Below are 14,536 nucleotides of genomic sequence, written 5' to 3'. Positions count from 1 at the left end.
ATCCATGCTCAGTACAGAAACCACCCCTAAATTCATCTACCAACCCCACTATAAACCTAATCAATTAATCTGCGGTCACGGACAAACGGCAATTATCACGGGATGGACAGTAAAACAGTCCCTTGCTAAACATTTAAATCCCGACCAATACGCAGTAATTGGCAATCTTTATAGTCCCACCAGAGGAATTAGTCCCCTGCTGAGAAACTTAATCGCAAATCCCCACGTTAGATATTTAGTTATTCTCAACGCAACTAAGGAAGATAAGAACTCTGGTAGCTGTCAGTGTTTGCTAGATTTTTTTAGTCAAGGATTCCAGTTAGGAAAAAGTGACACAGGTAGAGAATGTTGGCTAATTAATTCTCCTATCACGGGATATATTGACAAGGAAATTGACCGAAAAACTCTCGAAAAATTACGTCAATCAATTCAATATCAACCGGTTAAATCCATCCCAGAAGCGATTGAAATCGTCAAAAGTTATGCAGAACAATCTCCCTTACCAACTTGGGGAGAACCCTTAATCTTTCCCCTCTTAGAAAATCTTCCTTCTCTGCTACCTGGGACAAGATACGGTCATCGCATTGAAGGAAAAACTATTGCCGAAACCTGGGTAAAAATTCTCCAAAAGATTAAAACCACCGGCACAATTAGACCCACAGGATATGATGGTAAATGGCAAGAATTAATTGACCTAATGGCCGTCGTCACCGATGAACCTCCAGACTTTTACTTTCCCGAACCTAATTATTTGCCTATAAATAGACCTTTTCTCACCGAATATATCGGACAAATTCTTGATGATTCCCCCTGTACAGAAGGAGTTAAATACACCTATGGTCAAAGATTGCGCTCTTGGTTTGGCCGAGACCAAATTGCACAGGTTATCAATAAATTAATCTCAGAAATTGACGCAGCCAGTGCAGTTATGTCCCTCTGGGATGTGAAAGACCACGAAAAGGGAGGTAGTCCCTGTTTAAATCATATTTGGGTGCGAGTGGTAGAAAATGAATTATCTCTCACCGCAATATTTAGAAGTAATGATATGTTTGCCGCTTGGCCAGCAAATGCCATGGGATTGCGTGCTTTACAGCAACATATTAGGGATGAGATTAGCAAGCGCTCCGAATACAATTTATCAATGGGTCCATTAATTACTATTAGTCAATCGGCCCATATATACGATGATACTTGGGAGAATGTCGAACGATTAATCGCTACCCAGTACGATAAAATTGTCAATCAGCGCGATTTTTTTGACCCTAGCGGTAACTTTTTGATTTCCGTGGAAAAAGAACAAATTCTCGTCCAACAAACTACCCCCGGCAGTGGGGAAATTGTCGCCTGTTATCAAGGCAAAAATCCCCTGAAATTAATCCGCGAGCTTGCCGCTACCAATCCCGCAATTATTCCCGAACATATCGGTTATCTAGGAATCGAGTTACAAAAGGCATACAACTGTCTCAAGAATAATCAGCCTTATATTCAAGACCAGTAGATAAGTGGGAAGTAGGAAGTGGGGGCATCTCAATAATATTATTGTAGGGGCGAATTGCATTCGCCCTCTTTTAATAACTTCTGCTGCTCACCAAAATCACAAATATAAGATGCACCCAATCAGTGAACTTAAAACTCAAATCTGATAACTCGACCGAATCTAAGACCTAATTGGTTAAGCCAAAAGCTTTGATGTGCTTAGTTTCTAACCTTCTTTTTAGGTAAGAGAATTGCCAGATTCTTTCTTTTGCCTTTTGCCTTTTGCCTTTTGCCTTCAGAAGCTGATAACTGATAACTGATAACTCACTTACTGGTCCTTGTTTGCCGAACCAGCGCCGCGATATTTGAGAGATGAGGAGCGAATTGGGTTAGCCACCGTGGTATTATTGGTGATTTTAACCTCCGCACCGCGATATTTACCCCCTCGCTCCTTGACAGGAGCCTCGGCGACTGTTGGCTCCCTATAGGTGGCCCCACGGTACTTTTTCTCGCCGGCGGTTTCTGGAGTGGGGACGGGGATATTCTTCTGCTCTTCTCGTCCTTGCCATAAAAAGGTGACGACAATCACAACTGTCAAGAGAATTAATAGCTGAATCTGCCAAGGAGCTAAAACCAGACTCAACACTAAACTAATTACCGTGGCGGCACTGGCGAGATAAGCAATTTCATCGCTGGACTTCTGCCAGAAATAGGCAGCCAGAGCAGCGGTGAATAGTGGCAACAAAAACAAATAGGACATTCTGGGTACACCTTGTCATGCTAGTGAACCAATCTCCCTATATATTACCTCCCTAGCTTCGATCGGCGAAAAATATTAACTTAGCTTATACATCCTATAAGTTTTATTTTGTCAATCCTTCTTTACAATTCGTAAAAATATTGTTACATTTATTTACATGAACTAAAAGTTAAAGCAAAACAGCCAAGACAGCAAGCCGGTTTAGATTGTCTCGAAGAGTATAGGACAGAAGATGATTCCTTGAGTCCGAGACAACGGCAAAAAACTTGGCCTACTAGCTTAAAAAAGTTTTCGGGGTTTGGGTTTACCCCATTGACAGATTTGCTTGAGTTCTCCTACATAACTTAGCGCTACCTCGGCTGGACACCGAGGTTTTTTATTTTGTGACAGCGTTTTCGACTAAGTAAAACGTAGGCTCTCTTATTCTTTGTGTGATAAGTTTAGATTATCTAGAAGCGATCAATCTTTGTGTTCTTTGTGTCTTTGTGGTTCGTTCCAGTTGATTGCCAGCAGGAATGTATCCTATAATACATTTTACCCACCAAACCCAAGAGAGCCAAACGTAGATAAATTAATTGAGATTACCTACTTAATTAAAAATTAACTTCATTTTGATGCACGGAATCCAAATAAAACTTGATTACATCTTCTGGTGTACCCTGACATTGCAACTGTCCTTTATTCAGCCAAATTGCTTGGTCACAGGACTCTTGAATTAAAGTCAAATCGTGGGAAACTACTAAAATAGTAGCGTTAGAATTCCAGAATTTTTTTAAACGTCGTTTACACTTATTTTTAAAACTTTCATCCCCGACGGAAAGGACTTCATCAAGAATAAGAATATCGGGGTGAACCTCTGTTGCGATCGCAAATCCTAAACGAGCCACCATCCCAGAAGAAAGAGATTTCACCGGCGCTCCCATATATTCTTCTAACTCAGCAAAGTCAAGGATATCTTTGGTTTTTTCCTTCATTTCCTGACGCGAAAATCCCAGCATTACCCCATAGAGAATAATATTATCTTTTACTGGTAAATCTGGATCAAAACCCGCTCCTAATTCAATTAAAGAAGCAATTTGTCCCCTGACTCTCACCTGTCCCTTTGTCGGTTCCAGAATACCACAAATAACTTTTAGGAGAGTAGATTTTCCTGCGCCATTAGCTCCAATGATACCTAATTTTGCTCCAGAATTAATTACTAAATCTATATCATCTAGAACTAATTTTTTGGCAGGTTGACGATATTTACCTTCAAGAAGAGAGAAGATTGTCCTTTTTAGATCGTAGGAAAATTCTTCTTGAGTGCGTCTTTCGAGAGACACTTGATCGAGTCGAATTACTTCTGTCATTTATAATAAATCCATAAATAAATGTCGCCATAGTCGGAAGCAAGTCCAACCAATTCCTAAGATAATGATCCCACCGAGTAGAGATTGAAAAATCAAACCAAAATCCGGTAATCCGGGGGAAAGGGACAATTGGCGAATACTTTCAATTACCGGTAATAATGGGTTTAATAGCAGGAATGGTTGTACGGAGGGAGGAATAATTTCTGGAGGATAGAAAATCGGGCTGCTAATCCAAGCGACAAAACAAACAATTTCGTAAAAATAGGGTAAGTCTCTGAAGAAAACGTAGAGGGTACTAACAAAGAAACCCACTCCCGTGCAAACCAGAGAAAGACCGATAACGGGAAAAATCAGAGCAATTACATTAATTAAACTTTGAGACTTCCAGAGAGTTACTATAGCCAAAAGGGGAAAGATACTAATAGCAAATTGAAAAATATTTGCCACCACCATGGAAACGGGAAAAATGCTAACTGGCAGACGAATTTTATTTAAAATACTGCCATTACCAACAATACTAGGTAAAGCTTGGTTAGTGGAAGCATTAAAGAAATTTATGACGACTAAACCAGTGAAAGCCGCTAGGACATAGTTAACTATAGAATTATCAAAATAAGAGGCGAAAACCGTGCCGAAAATTGCCGTGTATAGTGCAGTCATAATCACGGGATTTAACAAAGACCAGTAAACCCCCAGAAAAGAACCCCGATAGCGTCCCTTGAGATTACGTTCCACTAAAACACTAAGCAATTCGTAATATCGCCGCGCTGTTGACCATCTAGTTTTTGCTTGGAGATCGGTCATAGGGATAATTGTCATCTCGTCAGTATTCAGTGCCTTATTCTAAACGATTACCGTCAATTTTGTCTATCGATCGAGGGAGTACTCTAGTTTTTATCCAGTCCCCGACGACTCTCCCTCTCCGGAAAAAGTTCCCTTCTTGGTCGATTTATCTGGCTCAAAAAGCTTAAAAATTGCTAAAAGCCTCTTTTTTTAGGGTTGAATTCGGTTTTTAGGGACAGCCTCAGCTAATTGACCTAGACTCTAGCAGGTTGGCCCATAAAATTGACACCAGATCAAAGCCAAGAAATGCCGATTTAAACAGAGCTAATCTCAGAAAAACTGGAGTCAAAAACCGATAACTTAACAATTTCCTAAGGGACAAACTAAGAATTTAATCTAATTGATGTCCCGTCAGTTCCACAAAGATATCTTCGAGGTTGGAAGGGCGACACATTACTCCAGTTTTATCGCTCAAAGTGTCGAGATAGGCATTAGCATCAGCCACGGTGGGGAAGAATTTATAATCGATTTTATCGCCAACTTGTTTGATAACTAAACCCTCGCCATACTTACTACGAAAATCCGTTAGAGTTCCTAATTCGATTAATTTGCCCGCATCCATAATGCCAATTCTGCCCGGTTTTCCTGCGGCGTTATCCTGACAGAGAAATTCCACTTCTTCCATGTAGTGAGTGGTTAACAAAATTGTCATTCCTTGCTGGTTTAAATCGCGAATTACTTCCCACAAACGACGACGATTTTGGGGGTCTAAACCGACAGTCGGTTCATCGAGAAAGAGGATTTTTGGTTCGTGAAGAAGAGCGCGAGCAATCTGTAAACGTCGTTTCATCCCACCGGAAAGAGTTTTGGCCAGGGCAGATTTTCGATCGCTTAAACTGACATAATCTAAATAGCGATCAATTAATTCCTGTCTCTGGGGATTGGGGATATGGTGCATCCGGCCGTGAAATTCCATATTTTCCCAGACGGTTAATTCCCCATCAACGCTAATCTGTTGTAAGACTACCCCAATATTTTTCTTCACCTGATCGCGGTATTTTTTCACATCATACCCCGCCACTTCGATTTCTCCTTGACTTGCTTCGGTTAGAGTGATAATCATGCGGATTGTCGTCGATTTTCCCGCACCGTTGGGACCGAGTAAACCAAAGATTTCCCCTTTTTCGATGGCAAAGGAAAGCTCGTTAACTACCGGGAGATTATTATAGATTTTAGAAACGCGATCGAGAGCAATAGCGGCGGTCATAGTTACAAAAGTTAATATTCTAGCTATGGATTAGTGTAACCGAATTAGCCCAACTCGACGGCGATTTTATCCTTCCCCCTCGGGATCGTCCTATCGACTTTGGTTTTATCTCATCACAATCAGATTAGAATGCAGATAAAAAATCTTGACTTTGCTGCTATCAGATGCGAGTTTTTCTGCCAATTCTCTGTTTATGTCTAGGAATAGGGGAATTTTTCCTCAATCCCCCCATTAGTCCCGTCAATTCCTTTCCCGCAACCACGGTAACTCGAACGGAAACCCGTTTGCTGCTGAATTTAAAAAAAAGACGGGTTTTTGTTTACCAAGGACAGAAAATAATCGCTTCTTACCCAGTGGCGATCGGTCGTCCGGGTTGGGAAACCCCGACGGGACAATTTAGGGTGATTCAGATGGTGCGGGAACCAGTCTGGGAACATCCTTTCACCGGTCAACTGGTGCCATCGGGAAAAAACAACCCCTTAGGGGCCCGTTGGATTGGATTTTGGACCGATGGCGCGAATTTTATCGGTTTTCACGGTACACCCCAAGAAAATCTCATCGGCCGGGCCGTCTCCCACGGTTGCGTTAGGATGCGCGATCGAGATATAAAAGCTTTATTTGAAAAGGTAAAAATCGGCACTTCGGTGATAGTAGTCGCTCAATAGAAACAATGGGAAAAAATGTCACATTTACCAACACTTTACCCGATGATGTCGAGAGATCCGTCTTAACCAGCAATTTAGATAGTCAACAGTTTAAAATGAGAGAAACTGAGCCAAGAGGATAATCGGTGAATATTATTGAACTAATCGGGATCGTGGCGGGAATATTAACCACTGTCTCCTTTTTACCCCAAGTGATTAAAACTTGGCGTTATCGTTCGGCTAAGGACTTGTCCTTAACTATGTTTATTTGCTTTTGTCTGGGGGTTTTTCTTTGGCTCATCTACGGCCTTTATATGAACAGTAAACCGATTATTATTGCTAATTTTGTTACTTTTATCTTAGCGGGGACAATTCTCTATTTTAAGATTAAATATGATTAAAATAACTGACAATCTCTTGCGGCCCTATTGGCTCACGTCATGACAATTCTACAATTTATTGCGCCATCTAGGGGCGCGGATAGGATTTTTAGGTTAATTTATTGTTAAGATGATCATCTTTGACCATTGAGACCAAATTTGGGGTCAAGAAACATGAGCGATCGCATCGAGTGGATTAATGCCCTGTCAACCCGTCCCTCCCTAGAAGCAGCGGTGACGGAAGTAGTGGAAAAAGTGCAAGATAAGTTAGTCGGATCGGCAGATCTAGCCATAATTTTTATTTCTTCTGCCTATGCCAGCGACTATCCCCGTTTAGTTCCCTTAATCTTGGATAAACTCCCCGTTCCTGTCCTGATCGGCTGCGGTGGGGCGGGGATTGTCGGTATGGGTGACAGGGAAAAAGCGCGAGAAATCGAAGCGAGTCCGGCTTTAAGTCTCACCGTCGCCCATTTGCCTAATGTGGAAGTGCAGCCCTTCTATATCGAAGCGGCGGAAATGCCCGATCTCGACAGTTCCCCCTCTAGTTGGACAGAATTATTAGGGGTAGAAGCGGCCAAAAATCCCCAATTTATCCTTTTAGCCGATCCTTTTTCCAGTCGCATCAATGATCTGTTAGAGGGTTTGGATTTTGCCTACCCCGGTTCGGCCAAAATCGGCGGTTTAGTCAGTGGTGGCATGATCGAACGTTCTGGGGGTCTATTCTACCACGATCAACAAAAACCGCGTAATAGCTATCTCTATCGTCAGGGAACCGTAGGAATCGCCCTTTCTGGCAATATTATCGTCGAAACTATCGTCGCCCAGGGTTGTCGTCCCATCGGACCGATTTATCAGGTGAGTGAGGGAGAACGCAATATTATCATCTCCATGACTGGTAAAGGGGCCGATGGGACTCCGCAACCACCCTTAAACCTACTGCGGGATTTAATCCCCTCCTTAAGGGAAAAAGACCGAGAATTAGTGCAAAACTCCCTTTTTATCGGTATTGCTAGGGATGAGTTTAAAATGCAGTTGCGGCCCGGGGATTTCTTAATTCGCAGTGTTTTGGGAGTAGATCCTCGTCAAGGTGCGATCGCAATTGGCGATCGAGTTCGTCCGGGGCAGCGGGTACAATTTCACCTGCGCGATGCCGACACTTCCGCTCTAGATTTAGAATTACTTCTGCAAGCTTTTCCCCGAGACAAACCTAATAGCTCAGAGGTACTAGGTGCTTTAATCTTTTCCTGTCTCGGTCGCGGGGAAAATCTCTACGAAAAACCGGACTTTGATTCGGGTCTTTTTCAGCGTTATTTCGCCAATGTTCCCCTTGCCGGTTTCTTTTGCAATGGAGAAATCGGGCCGGTGGCTGGGCGCACTTTTTTACACGGTTATACCTCGGCCTTTGCCCTCTTTCGTCAGGGAATTTAATGTTATACTAAATAGTTAGTACGCTAGGGAGTAGAACGATGGTAAAAGCCCAATCTTTCTCTGAGTCGGAGATTATCTATGCCGATAGTGATGGTAAACCGATGGCCGATCATACCAAACAGTTTCGCTGGATTGTGACGATTAAGGAAAATCTCGAATGTTTATTCGCAGACAATGACAATGTGTTTATCGCCGGCGATCTGTTGTGGTATCCGGTCGAGGGGGATAATAAAATCTGTCAAGCGCCGGATGCTATGGTGGTGTTTGGCAGACCCAAGGGCGATCGAGGTTCCTATAAGCAATGGTTAGAAAACCAGATTGCGCCGCAGGTGGTCTTTGAAATTCTCTCTCCGGGCAACACTAAAGCGGAAATGCGCCGAAAATGGCAATTTTATCAGCGTTTTGGCGTAGAAGAATATTATCTCTACGATCCCGATGCTAATTATCTACAGGGTTGGTGGCGCAGGGGTGATCAATTGGAGATGATTGCCGCGATCGATAATTGGCAGAGTCCGCTTCTACAGATTCGTTTTCAACTGGAGAGTCCCCAGTTAGCTATTTTTTATCCCGATGGCTCCCGGTTTTTGACCACCCTAGAAATCAAGCAAAAAGCGGAATTAGCCGAACAAAGGGCCAGGACCGCCGAACAGCAAGCCCAACAGGAACGACAACGGGCCCAGGAAGCTGAGGCAAAATTAGCCCGCTTAGAGGCGCAATTACAGGCCCTGGGGATTAATCTAGGGGAAAGCTAACGAGAGGCGGGAAGGACGGGATTTAACCACTGGAGAATCTCATCTTTGAGACGGGAATTATCCCGGGCAAGTCCCTGTTTTAACCATTGGCCGATCGCATCGAGGGGAGTAAATACTTCTCCGGTTTGCCAACTGACATCTTGACCCAAGGGAGTGAGATGATTACCCGGGAGAGTTCGCAGGGCAATTAAATCATTAAAGCGTTTTTTTAGCAGGGGATTTAATACCAGAGATTGATCGATCGTGTCGTCTTGAAAACGGATTAAAAGATTGCGACGAATGGCATAATCTTGGAAAATTAACTCGTTTGTTTCTTCGGGGGAAGGGGTAAATTCGAGGTTAAAAGTGGTGTCAATTTGCAAAGGTTCGATGAAGGGAATAGCCCGACGAATCGGATAATTATTAAAGGAAATGAGGATATTTCCCTCCCGTTCCACTTCGTAGAGACTACCGATTAATAAATGTAGTTTACACCCCATACTGTGACCCAATCCGTAGATGGGGAGATAACCTTGGCGCAGACTATGATTCCAGCGCAGACGTTCAATAATATTATCAAAACGGTTTAAAACTGTGCGGGCGATCGATTTGTGATCGAGGGTATTAACAAAGGGAGTAGCGACAATAGCGTATCCTGAATTCCCAAGACTTTCTAATAACCAACGATAGGTAATATTCGGTGCCGCCGCCACAAATGCCCCACCTAAAAAGTGAATGATACCCCGGGGACGACGGGGGAGAAAAACCCAATTACCTGCTATTTCTTGCCAATTCATAATTAGTTATCAGTGAATTAATAACTTCTTAGTCACTCACTAAATAAATACCACTTCCTATTATACTAAATCCTGTTGAAAAGGGATAGGAGATTAGCCAGAGATTAGCGACACCGGATAAGGATAACTGCTTACCCAAATCATCAAAGATCGGGATGAATAGTTCTAGGCTAGTTTTTTCTTAATAAAAGCCACTAATTGAGACATTTGTTTTTTGATAGTTTCCATTTCTGTTTGCATTTGGGCAATTTGGCCATGGAGATTCTGAATATCAGTGCTATAATCCCCGGAGAGTTCCTCTAGTTTCGGGTTAGAAACTGTTGGTTTGGCAGAATACTGTTTTGCCTTGGCCATCGCTTCTTTAATCGCCTGTAGCAATTGTTTTTGGTCGAAAGGCTTTTCAATAAAGGCAAAATATTGGAAAGGTTCGGGTATTTTCTCTACTACCTCCTCTTTCCTTCCTGACATTAACACTAGGGGAATACTTTTGAGATTATCTTCGCTTTGGATTTGCTGAAACACCTCCCAACCGCTCATTTTTGGGAGAAGGAAGTCCAAAATAATCAAATTTGGGTTTTCGGTACGAATGAGATTATAGCCCTCTAATCCGTCTTTAGCTTCGAGGAATTCAAAGTTACCCTCCGGTAACATATCGCGAACGCGCATCCTAATCACTTTACTGTCATCGATAACGAGAATTTTATGATTTGACACGATAGACACCTGAGAAAAGAGACAATGGATAAACTCGATGATTCGAGGGGATATTGGCGAAAACTTTCGGCATAGGCATTGAGAATTCCCAAAAAACCCTTAGAAACTAAGATACACCATAAAGAAAAAACCTCGGTTAATGTCCGAGGCTGCTGTTGTAGGAGAACTCAATGCAAAACAAAAGGAAGATACCAAAACCAAAAAGGTTTTGAACGGTAAATCACCTTTGTTGTCCCATTGTAACCCCTGTTTAAGCGTATCGGGATGAAGTAGCACTTTTCAGGGCTAAATAACCTAAACCGAGACATAAAAGCGCATTTATGCCCAAAAATGCCTGAGCGATCCTACCAGAACCTAACCAGACCAGAGTAGGATCGATAACGGCACTGATACCTAAACTCACCGCCATGGCTAAAGATACCCCCACCGCTAACCATTTTGCCTGGGGATGACCCAAAAGCAGAGCAATCAGGACAAAGGGCAGGATAACACTGGCAAAAAGCGGATTAAGGGCAGAACTTCCCTGAATAACGCCTCCTAGGTCGGAAAGAGAACTCCCCATCACTCGGAAAGGCCATTGGGGTAAATCGAAGATATAAAGACCTCTGAGGAAAAATAAGCCAGAACTGCCAAAAATTAGACCAGCATTCAAAAATCCGTTCCAGGGGAAGGGAAAATAATTTCTCAGCCACCAAGCGAGGAGATAAGAACCCAAAACCATAGCCATTTTGGGCAAAACCGCCACCGCACCGCCATCAATCCAGAAACGGGGATTGAGATAACCGTTATCGCGCAACCAACGCCAAAAATCTTGGAAAGTAATCTGTCCTTTCAGGGCCAATTGTACGGCACTGCCCGCGTCTAATTGTCCGGCCCCAAAATGATTAAAGGGATCATCATTGATCTTACGGGCCGACTGTTGCAAAACCTCTAAAACTGCATTGGGTTCTTTAATTCCCGCAGCCTTGATTAAAGCTACCACCCCGGCAACGTGAGGGGCTGCCATGCTGGTTCCCTGAAAACCGAGGAACGCCGGTTCCCCTCCCTTAGCGGGATCGATGGTTTCTTGGATAATTTTACCCGTATCGGAGCCGCCGGGGGCAGCAATATCGATTCCAGCCCCGAAATTAGAATAGGGGGCTTTATTTCCGGAGGCATCTACCGCAGAAACGCCGATAACGTGGGGAAAACGGGCAGGATAGGCGGCGGAATTATCATCGGCATTACCGGCAGCGGCGACGATTACCACACCTTTACTATAGGCATATTCGATCGCCTCTTTCATTACTTGGGTTTCGCCTCCACCCCCTAAACTCATATTGATGACATCGGCTTTATTATCGACGGCAAAACGGATCGCTTCGGCAATATCGCCCACGGTTCCCCCACCCGTCCCGGAAAGCACCTTGAGGGGCATAATTTTGGCTTTGTAGGCGATGCCGGCCACCCCGTAGTTATTATTGGTCGATTGGGCAATTGTTCCCGCTACATGGGTTCCGTGACCGTTATCGTCCTCGGCATTGCTGCGATCATTGACGAAGTCGTAGCCTTCCACAAACTCGGTTTCTCGCAGATCGGGGACTTTTGATACACCTGTATCAATAACAGCGACGGTGATCCCCTCACCGTGATTTTCTTCCCAAGCGCGTTCGATGTTAATTCCCCGCAGGTTCCACTGTTTGCTATAGTCGGGGTCATTGGGGGCGATAAAAGCATGATATATATAATCTGGTTCGATCGACTCGGTGTGTTTTTTTAGCTCGGAATTGCGGAGAGTTTTCAGGAGTTTGCTATCTCCATCGATAATGTAAAGATGTTCATCGATGGAAAAAATACTATTTAAACTGGTGGTTTTTCCCGCTTTTTTATTGACAGTATTTAACTGCTCATCGAGGACGCTGACCGGTATATCGTCCTTAAAGTCGATTAAAATTGATTGATATTCGCCCCGATTTGCTAATCCAGTAAAGTGAAAGAGCGCAAATCCTAGACCGATAATAAATAGGGTTAACAATAAGAGTTTTTTCATAGATTTCCTAAGAATTGATCATTGCCAGCCAAGGTTCTTTTAGTTTCGATGAGAGAATCCGAGGGAAGTTCCCCTATTTTTGTCGCAGTTAAAGATAGGACTAACCAGTTACAAAAAAGTCACCTGTTGTTTATTTTAAGCTCGATCGCCGATCGCTGTTAATTGCCGACTGGCAAAAATAGCTTCGTAGTGGCGATAATGTTTAAATTCGAGGAGATTATAGAAAGGATCCTCTAGAAAAAAGGTTTTATGTTCGGTTATCTCCCCATTAAAGCGAGTTTTTGGTTCTAGATAAAATTTTAGTTGATTGACTCGTGCTTTTTCGAGAAGATTGTCCCAATCCCTGGCATCCGGCAGAATTAGACCAAAATGGCGAGGATAAATGCTATTTTGGGGAGTAAGAGGCATTTCGGTGACGTGAGCGACTACCTGATGACCATAGAAATTTAAGATTATCGCTTTCTCGGTTTCCCTTCCTGCTAAACAACCTAAACCATCACAGTAAAAGCTTTTAGCTGTGGACACATCGGTAATCGGAATAGCGAGATGAAAAATTGCAGGTTGATTCATGGCGATCGAGTTTATCCGCATTCTACTAGGTTCTATTGTAGCGATCGAGGGGCGACCCTTCCGGGAATTTTTTTTTAATTGGCAATTACCTAGAATTGGCCCGATAAATCTCAAGATATCAAAAAGTGCTGGCCTTTGCAGTAATCGGGGGAGAAAATTAGGCACTTTTTCCCTGAAAATTAGGTAATTGACCCCCTGAAAATGGGTAAAACCCCACACCCCACACCCCACCTAAAGACTTTGTGCGATTCTAAAACCAGCGTGTTGATAAAAATTCCGGCGAAACCAATTGCGATAGTAGGGTAGGATTTCTGTGCCGTTAGTCACCCAAGCTCCTCCTAACATCATTTTATGTTGACTATTAAAGAAAGGAGTGGAATTGTCAGCATAGAGGTAATGGGGTTGAAAGTCAGTTAAGGGATTAAAATCATCTTCTAGCCATTCCCAGACGTTACCGCGTAAGTCATAAATTTCTGAGTTATTACCAGAATTTTTTAACATTCCTACGGGAGTGGGAGAACAGAATTTTAAATTGAGGTTATAGTCATCAAAGTTATCGTTTTCTAGGGTATAACATCGATTTTTTTGACTGCCATAGGTGGCTAAATTCCACTCAGCTTCCGTCATTAAACGTATTCCTTGACCTTGAAAACGACAGTAGGCGATCGCTTCATAATAGTTCACTTCTACTGGCCAATCCAGAGGTAAATCGAGAGCATCAAACATGGCTCGATATTGATAATTTCCTCCCTCATCTACCAGCCAAAATTTAGGATACTTGACTCGATAATGATTTTTCCATTGCCAAGCTTCCTCATCCCAATAACTGGGATTTTCGTAGCCACCATTATGGACAAATTCTTTAAATTCTCCGTTGGTAATCATATATTTACTCACCAGAAAATTGTTAACTTGAATTTGACGATAACCATACTCGTTGTCCCAACCATAAACAGGAGAATCCTGGGGTTTACCAATTTCTACTATTCCCCCAGAAACCTCCACCATTTGATTAGGACTAGCTTGACCAAAAGAAGGGGCATAATGCCAACCGGAAGGACGTTGCAGACAATCTAAGGGCAGTTGTCTGAGTAACATTGAAGATGTTTCAAAGTGAACACGCTGATGCTCAATTCCCATCATTAATGACCAGAGAGAATGCTGCGGATGAATAGGAAGATTGAGGGGGATATTTTTAATTATTTCGACCACAATTTCATAGACTTGTTGCCGATATTCCCAAACCTTAGCCACCCTGGGCCACTGAATTTGGGCGATAGCAGAGTTTAATTCTTCAGGAGTTGCTGGATCTACTCCCACTCCAAACAATAATTCATAGTCAGGATTAGGGCTTTTTTTTAATAGGTTAACCAGCTGCAATTTATTCAGATAAAAAGCGGCAGCATGACCTAAATAAAAAATTAGGGGATTTCTTAAATCGTCAGGGTTACAATAAAAAGCTTCTTCTTTGATGATGCTTTTTAACAGCATATCTTCTAATTGCCAAGCATTTTCAAAATAGTCCAGTAGATTTTCTCGACTACATTTATTTAGAGATATAGGAGCCTGTGCCTGAATCTTTTCCATGTTTTTATGCCTCTATTACTA

The 14,536-nt window shown here is 42.8% G+C and carries 14 protein-coding genes; 5 read left to right on the top strand and 9 right to left on the bottom strand.

What is annotated here, in order from left to right:
- The first annotated feature begins 4 nt into the window (after positions 1-4).
- Positions 5-1,498, top strand: coding sequence for a thymidylate synthase (locus ACQY1Y_RS08270; RefSeq protein WP_430014352.1), 1,494 nt, complete (start codon positions 5-7; stop codon positions 1,496-1,498).
- A 306-nt stretch (positions 1,499-1,804) separates the two neighbouring features.
- On the opposite strand, the gene ACQY1Y_RS08265 is transcribed toward ACQY1Y_RS08270, so the two are convergent.
- From ACQY1Y_RS08265 to ACQY1Y_RS08250, 4 genes are all read right to left on the bottom strand, one after another.
- On the bottom strand, positions 1,805-2,236 hold the full coding sequence (locus ACQY1Y_RS08265; protein WP_287232025.1) for a DUF4278 domain-containing protein: 432 nt from the start codon (positions 2,234-2,236) through the stop codon (positions 1,805-1,807).
- Between the two features lie 593 nt (positions 2,237-2,829).
- On the bottom strand, positions 2,830-3,585 hold the full coding sequence (locus ACQY1Y_RS08260) for an ABC transporter ATP-binding protein (protein WP_002776645.1): 756 nt from the start codon (positions 3,583-3,585) through the stop codon (positions 2,830-2,832).
- A complete protein-coding gene (locus ACQY1Y_RS08255; protein ID WP_002776651.1) occupies positions 3,586-4,389 on the bottom strand; it encodes an ABC transporter permease in 804 nt (267 codons plus the stop codon).
- Positions 4,390-4,759: 370 nt separating this feature from the next.
- A complete protein-coding gene (locus ACQY1Y_RS08250) occupies positions 4,760-5,635 on the bottom strand; it encodes an ABC transporter ATP-binding protein (protein WP_002740012.1) in 876 nt (291 codons plus the stop codon).
- A gap of 164 nt (positions 5,636-5,799) precedes the next feature.
- Between ACQY1Y_RS08250 and ACQY1Y_RS08245 the strand changes: the two genes are divergently transcribed.
- The 4 genes from ACQY1Y_RS08245 to ACQY1Y_RS08230 all read left to right on the top strand — a co-directional run bounded on the left by ACQY1Y_RS08245 (position 5,800) and on the right by ACQY1Y_RS08230 (position 8,839).
- Positions 5,800-6,300, top strand: a complete 501-nt coding sequence (locus ACQY1Y_RS08245) for a L,D-transpeptidase (RefSeq protein ID WP_016516089.1) — start codon at positions 5,800-5,802, stop codon at positions 6,298-6,300.
- A gap of 125 nt (positions 6,301-6,425) precedes the next feature.
- Positions 6,426-6,680 (top strand): SemiSWEET transporter, encoded by a 255-nt coding sequence (locus ACQY1Y_RS08240; RefSeq protein ID WP_002739519.1) that lies wholly within the window; start codon positions 6,426-6,428, stop codon positions 6,678-6,680.
- A gap of 153 nt (positions 6,681-6,833) precedes the next feature.
- Positions 6,834-8,087: an FIST signal transduction protein gene (locus tag ACQY1Y_RS08235; protein ID WP_430014351.1), complete on the top strand. Its 1,254-nt coding sequence runs from the start codon at positions 6,834-6,836 to the stop codon at positions 8,085-8,087.
- A gap of 38 nt (positions 8,088-8,125) precedes the next feature.
- Positions 8,126-8,839 (top strand): Uma2 family endonuclease, encoded by a 714-nt coding sequence (locus ACQY1Y_RS08230; protein WP_430014350.1) that lies wholly within the window; start codon positions 8,126-8,128, stop codon positions 8,837-8,839.
- On the opposite strand, the gene ACQY1Y_RS08225 is transcribed toward ACQY1Y_RS08230, so the two are convergent.
- The 5 genes from ACQY1Y_RS08225 to ovoA all read right to left on the bottom strand — a co-directional run bounded on the left by ACQY1Y_RS08225 (position 8,836) and on the right by ovoA (position 14,515).
- Complete coding sequence (locus ACQY1Y_RS08225; RefSeq protein ID WP_016516086.1) at positions 8,836-9,615, bottom strand: DUF1350 family protein; 780 nt, start codon at positions 9,613-9,615, stop codon at positions 8,836-8,838. The two genes, ACQY1Y_RS08230 and ACQY1Y_RS08225, sit on opposite strands and share 4 nt — an antisense overlap.
- Before the next feature lie 165 nt (positions 9,616-9,780).
- Positions 9,781-10,329 carry a response regulator gene (locus ACQY1Y_RS08220; protein WP_002793002.1) on the bottom strand — a complete coding sequence of 183 codons (549 nt, stop codon included), beginning with the start codon at positions 10,327-10,329 and terminating at the stop codon, positions 9,781-9,783.
- Between the two features lie 250 nt (positions 10,330-10,579).
- Positions 10,580-12,358 carry a S8 family peptidase gene (locus ACQY1Y_RS08215; RefSeq protein WP_430014349.1) on the bottom strand — a complete coding sequence of 593 codons (1,779 nt, stop codon included), beginning with the start codon at positions 12,356-12,358 and terminating at the stop codon, positions 10,580-10,582.
- Positions 12,359-12,493: 135 nt separating this feature from the next.
- Entirely contained in the window at positions 12,494-12,928 is a 435-nt protein-coding gene (locus tag ACQY1Y_RS08210) for a VOC family protein (RefSeq protein ID WP_002740177.1), read from the bottom strand.
- 231 nt (positions 12,929-13,159) lie between these two features.
- Entirely contained in the window at positions 13,160-14,515 is a 1,356-nt protein-coding gene (gene ovoA / locus ACQY1Y_RS08205; protein WP_430014348.1) for a 5-histidylcysteine sulfoxide synthase, read from the bottom strand.
- Positions 14,516-14,536 lie beyond the last annotated feature (21 nt).

This window comes from Microcystis ichthyoblabe FBCC-A1114, from assembly GCF_050500245.1.
GTDB classification, from domain to species: Bacteria; Cyanobacteriota; Cyanobacteriia; order Cyanobacteriales; family Microcystaceae; genus Microcystis; species Microcystis ichthyoblabe_A.
This window is presented reverse-complemented; position numbering and strand designations above follow the sequence as displayed.

Coding starts and splice junctions, on each gene's coding strand:
- ACQY1Y_RS08215 (WP_430014349.1), bottom strand. CDS start 12,358: ATGAAAAAACTCTTATTGTTAACCCTATTTATTATCGGTCTAGGATTT.
- ACQY1Y_RS08225 (WP_016516086.1), bottom strand. CDS start 9,615: ATGAATTGGCAAGAAATAGCAGGTAATTGGGTTTTTCTCCCCCGTCGT.
- ACQY1Y_RS08255 (WP_002776651.1), bottom strand. CDS start 4,389: ATGACCGATCTCCAAGCAAAAACTAGATGGTCAACAGCGCGGCGATAT.
- ovoA (WP_430014348.1), bottom strand. CDS start 14,515: ATGGAAAAGATTCAGGCACAGGCTCCTATATCTCTAAATAAATGTAGT.
- ACQY1Y_RS08210 (WP_002740177.1), bottom strand. CDS start 12,928: ATGAATCAACCTGCAATTTTTCATCTCGCTATTCCGATTACCGATGTG.
- ACQY1Y_RS08260 (WP_002776645.1), bottom strand. CDS start 3,585: ATGACAGAAGTAATTCGACTCGATCAAGTGTCTCTCGAAAGACGCACT.
- ACQY1Y_RS08265 (WP_287232025.1), bottom strand. CDS start 2,236: ATGTCCTATTTGTTTTTGTTGCCACTATTCACCGCTGCTCTGGCTGCC.
- ACQY1Y_RS08230 (WP_430014350.1), top strand. CDS start 8,126: ATGGTAAAAGCCCAATCTTTCTCTGAGTCGGAGATTATCTATGCCGAT.
- ACQY1Y_RS08245 (WP_016516089.1), top strand. CDS start 5,800: ATGCGAGTTTTTCTGCCAATTCTCTGTTTATGTCTAGGAATAGGGGAA.
- ACQY1Y_RS08235 (WP_430014351.1), top strand. CDS start 6,834: ATGAGCGATCGCATCGAGTGGATTAATGCCCTGTCAACCCGTCCCTCC.
- ACQY1Y_RS08250 (WP_002740012.1), bottom strand. CDS start 5,635: ATGACCGCCGCTATTGCTCTCGATCGCGTTTCTAAAATCTATAATAAT.
- ACQY1Y_RS08270 (WP_430014352.1), top strand. CDS start 5: ATGCTCAGTACAGAAACCACCCCTAAATTCATCTACCAACCCCACTAT.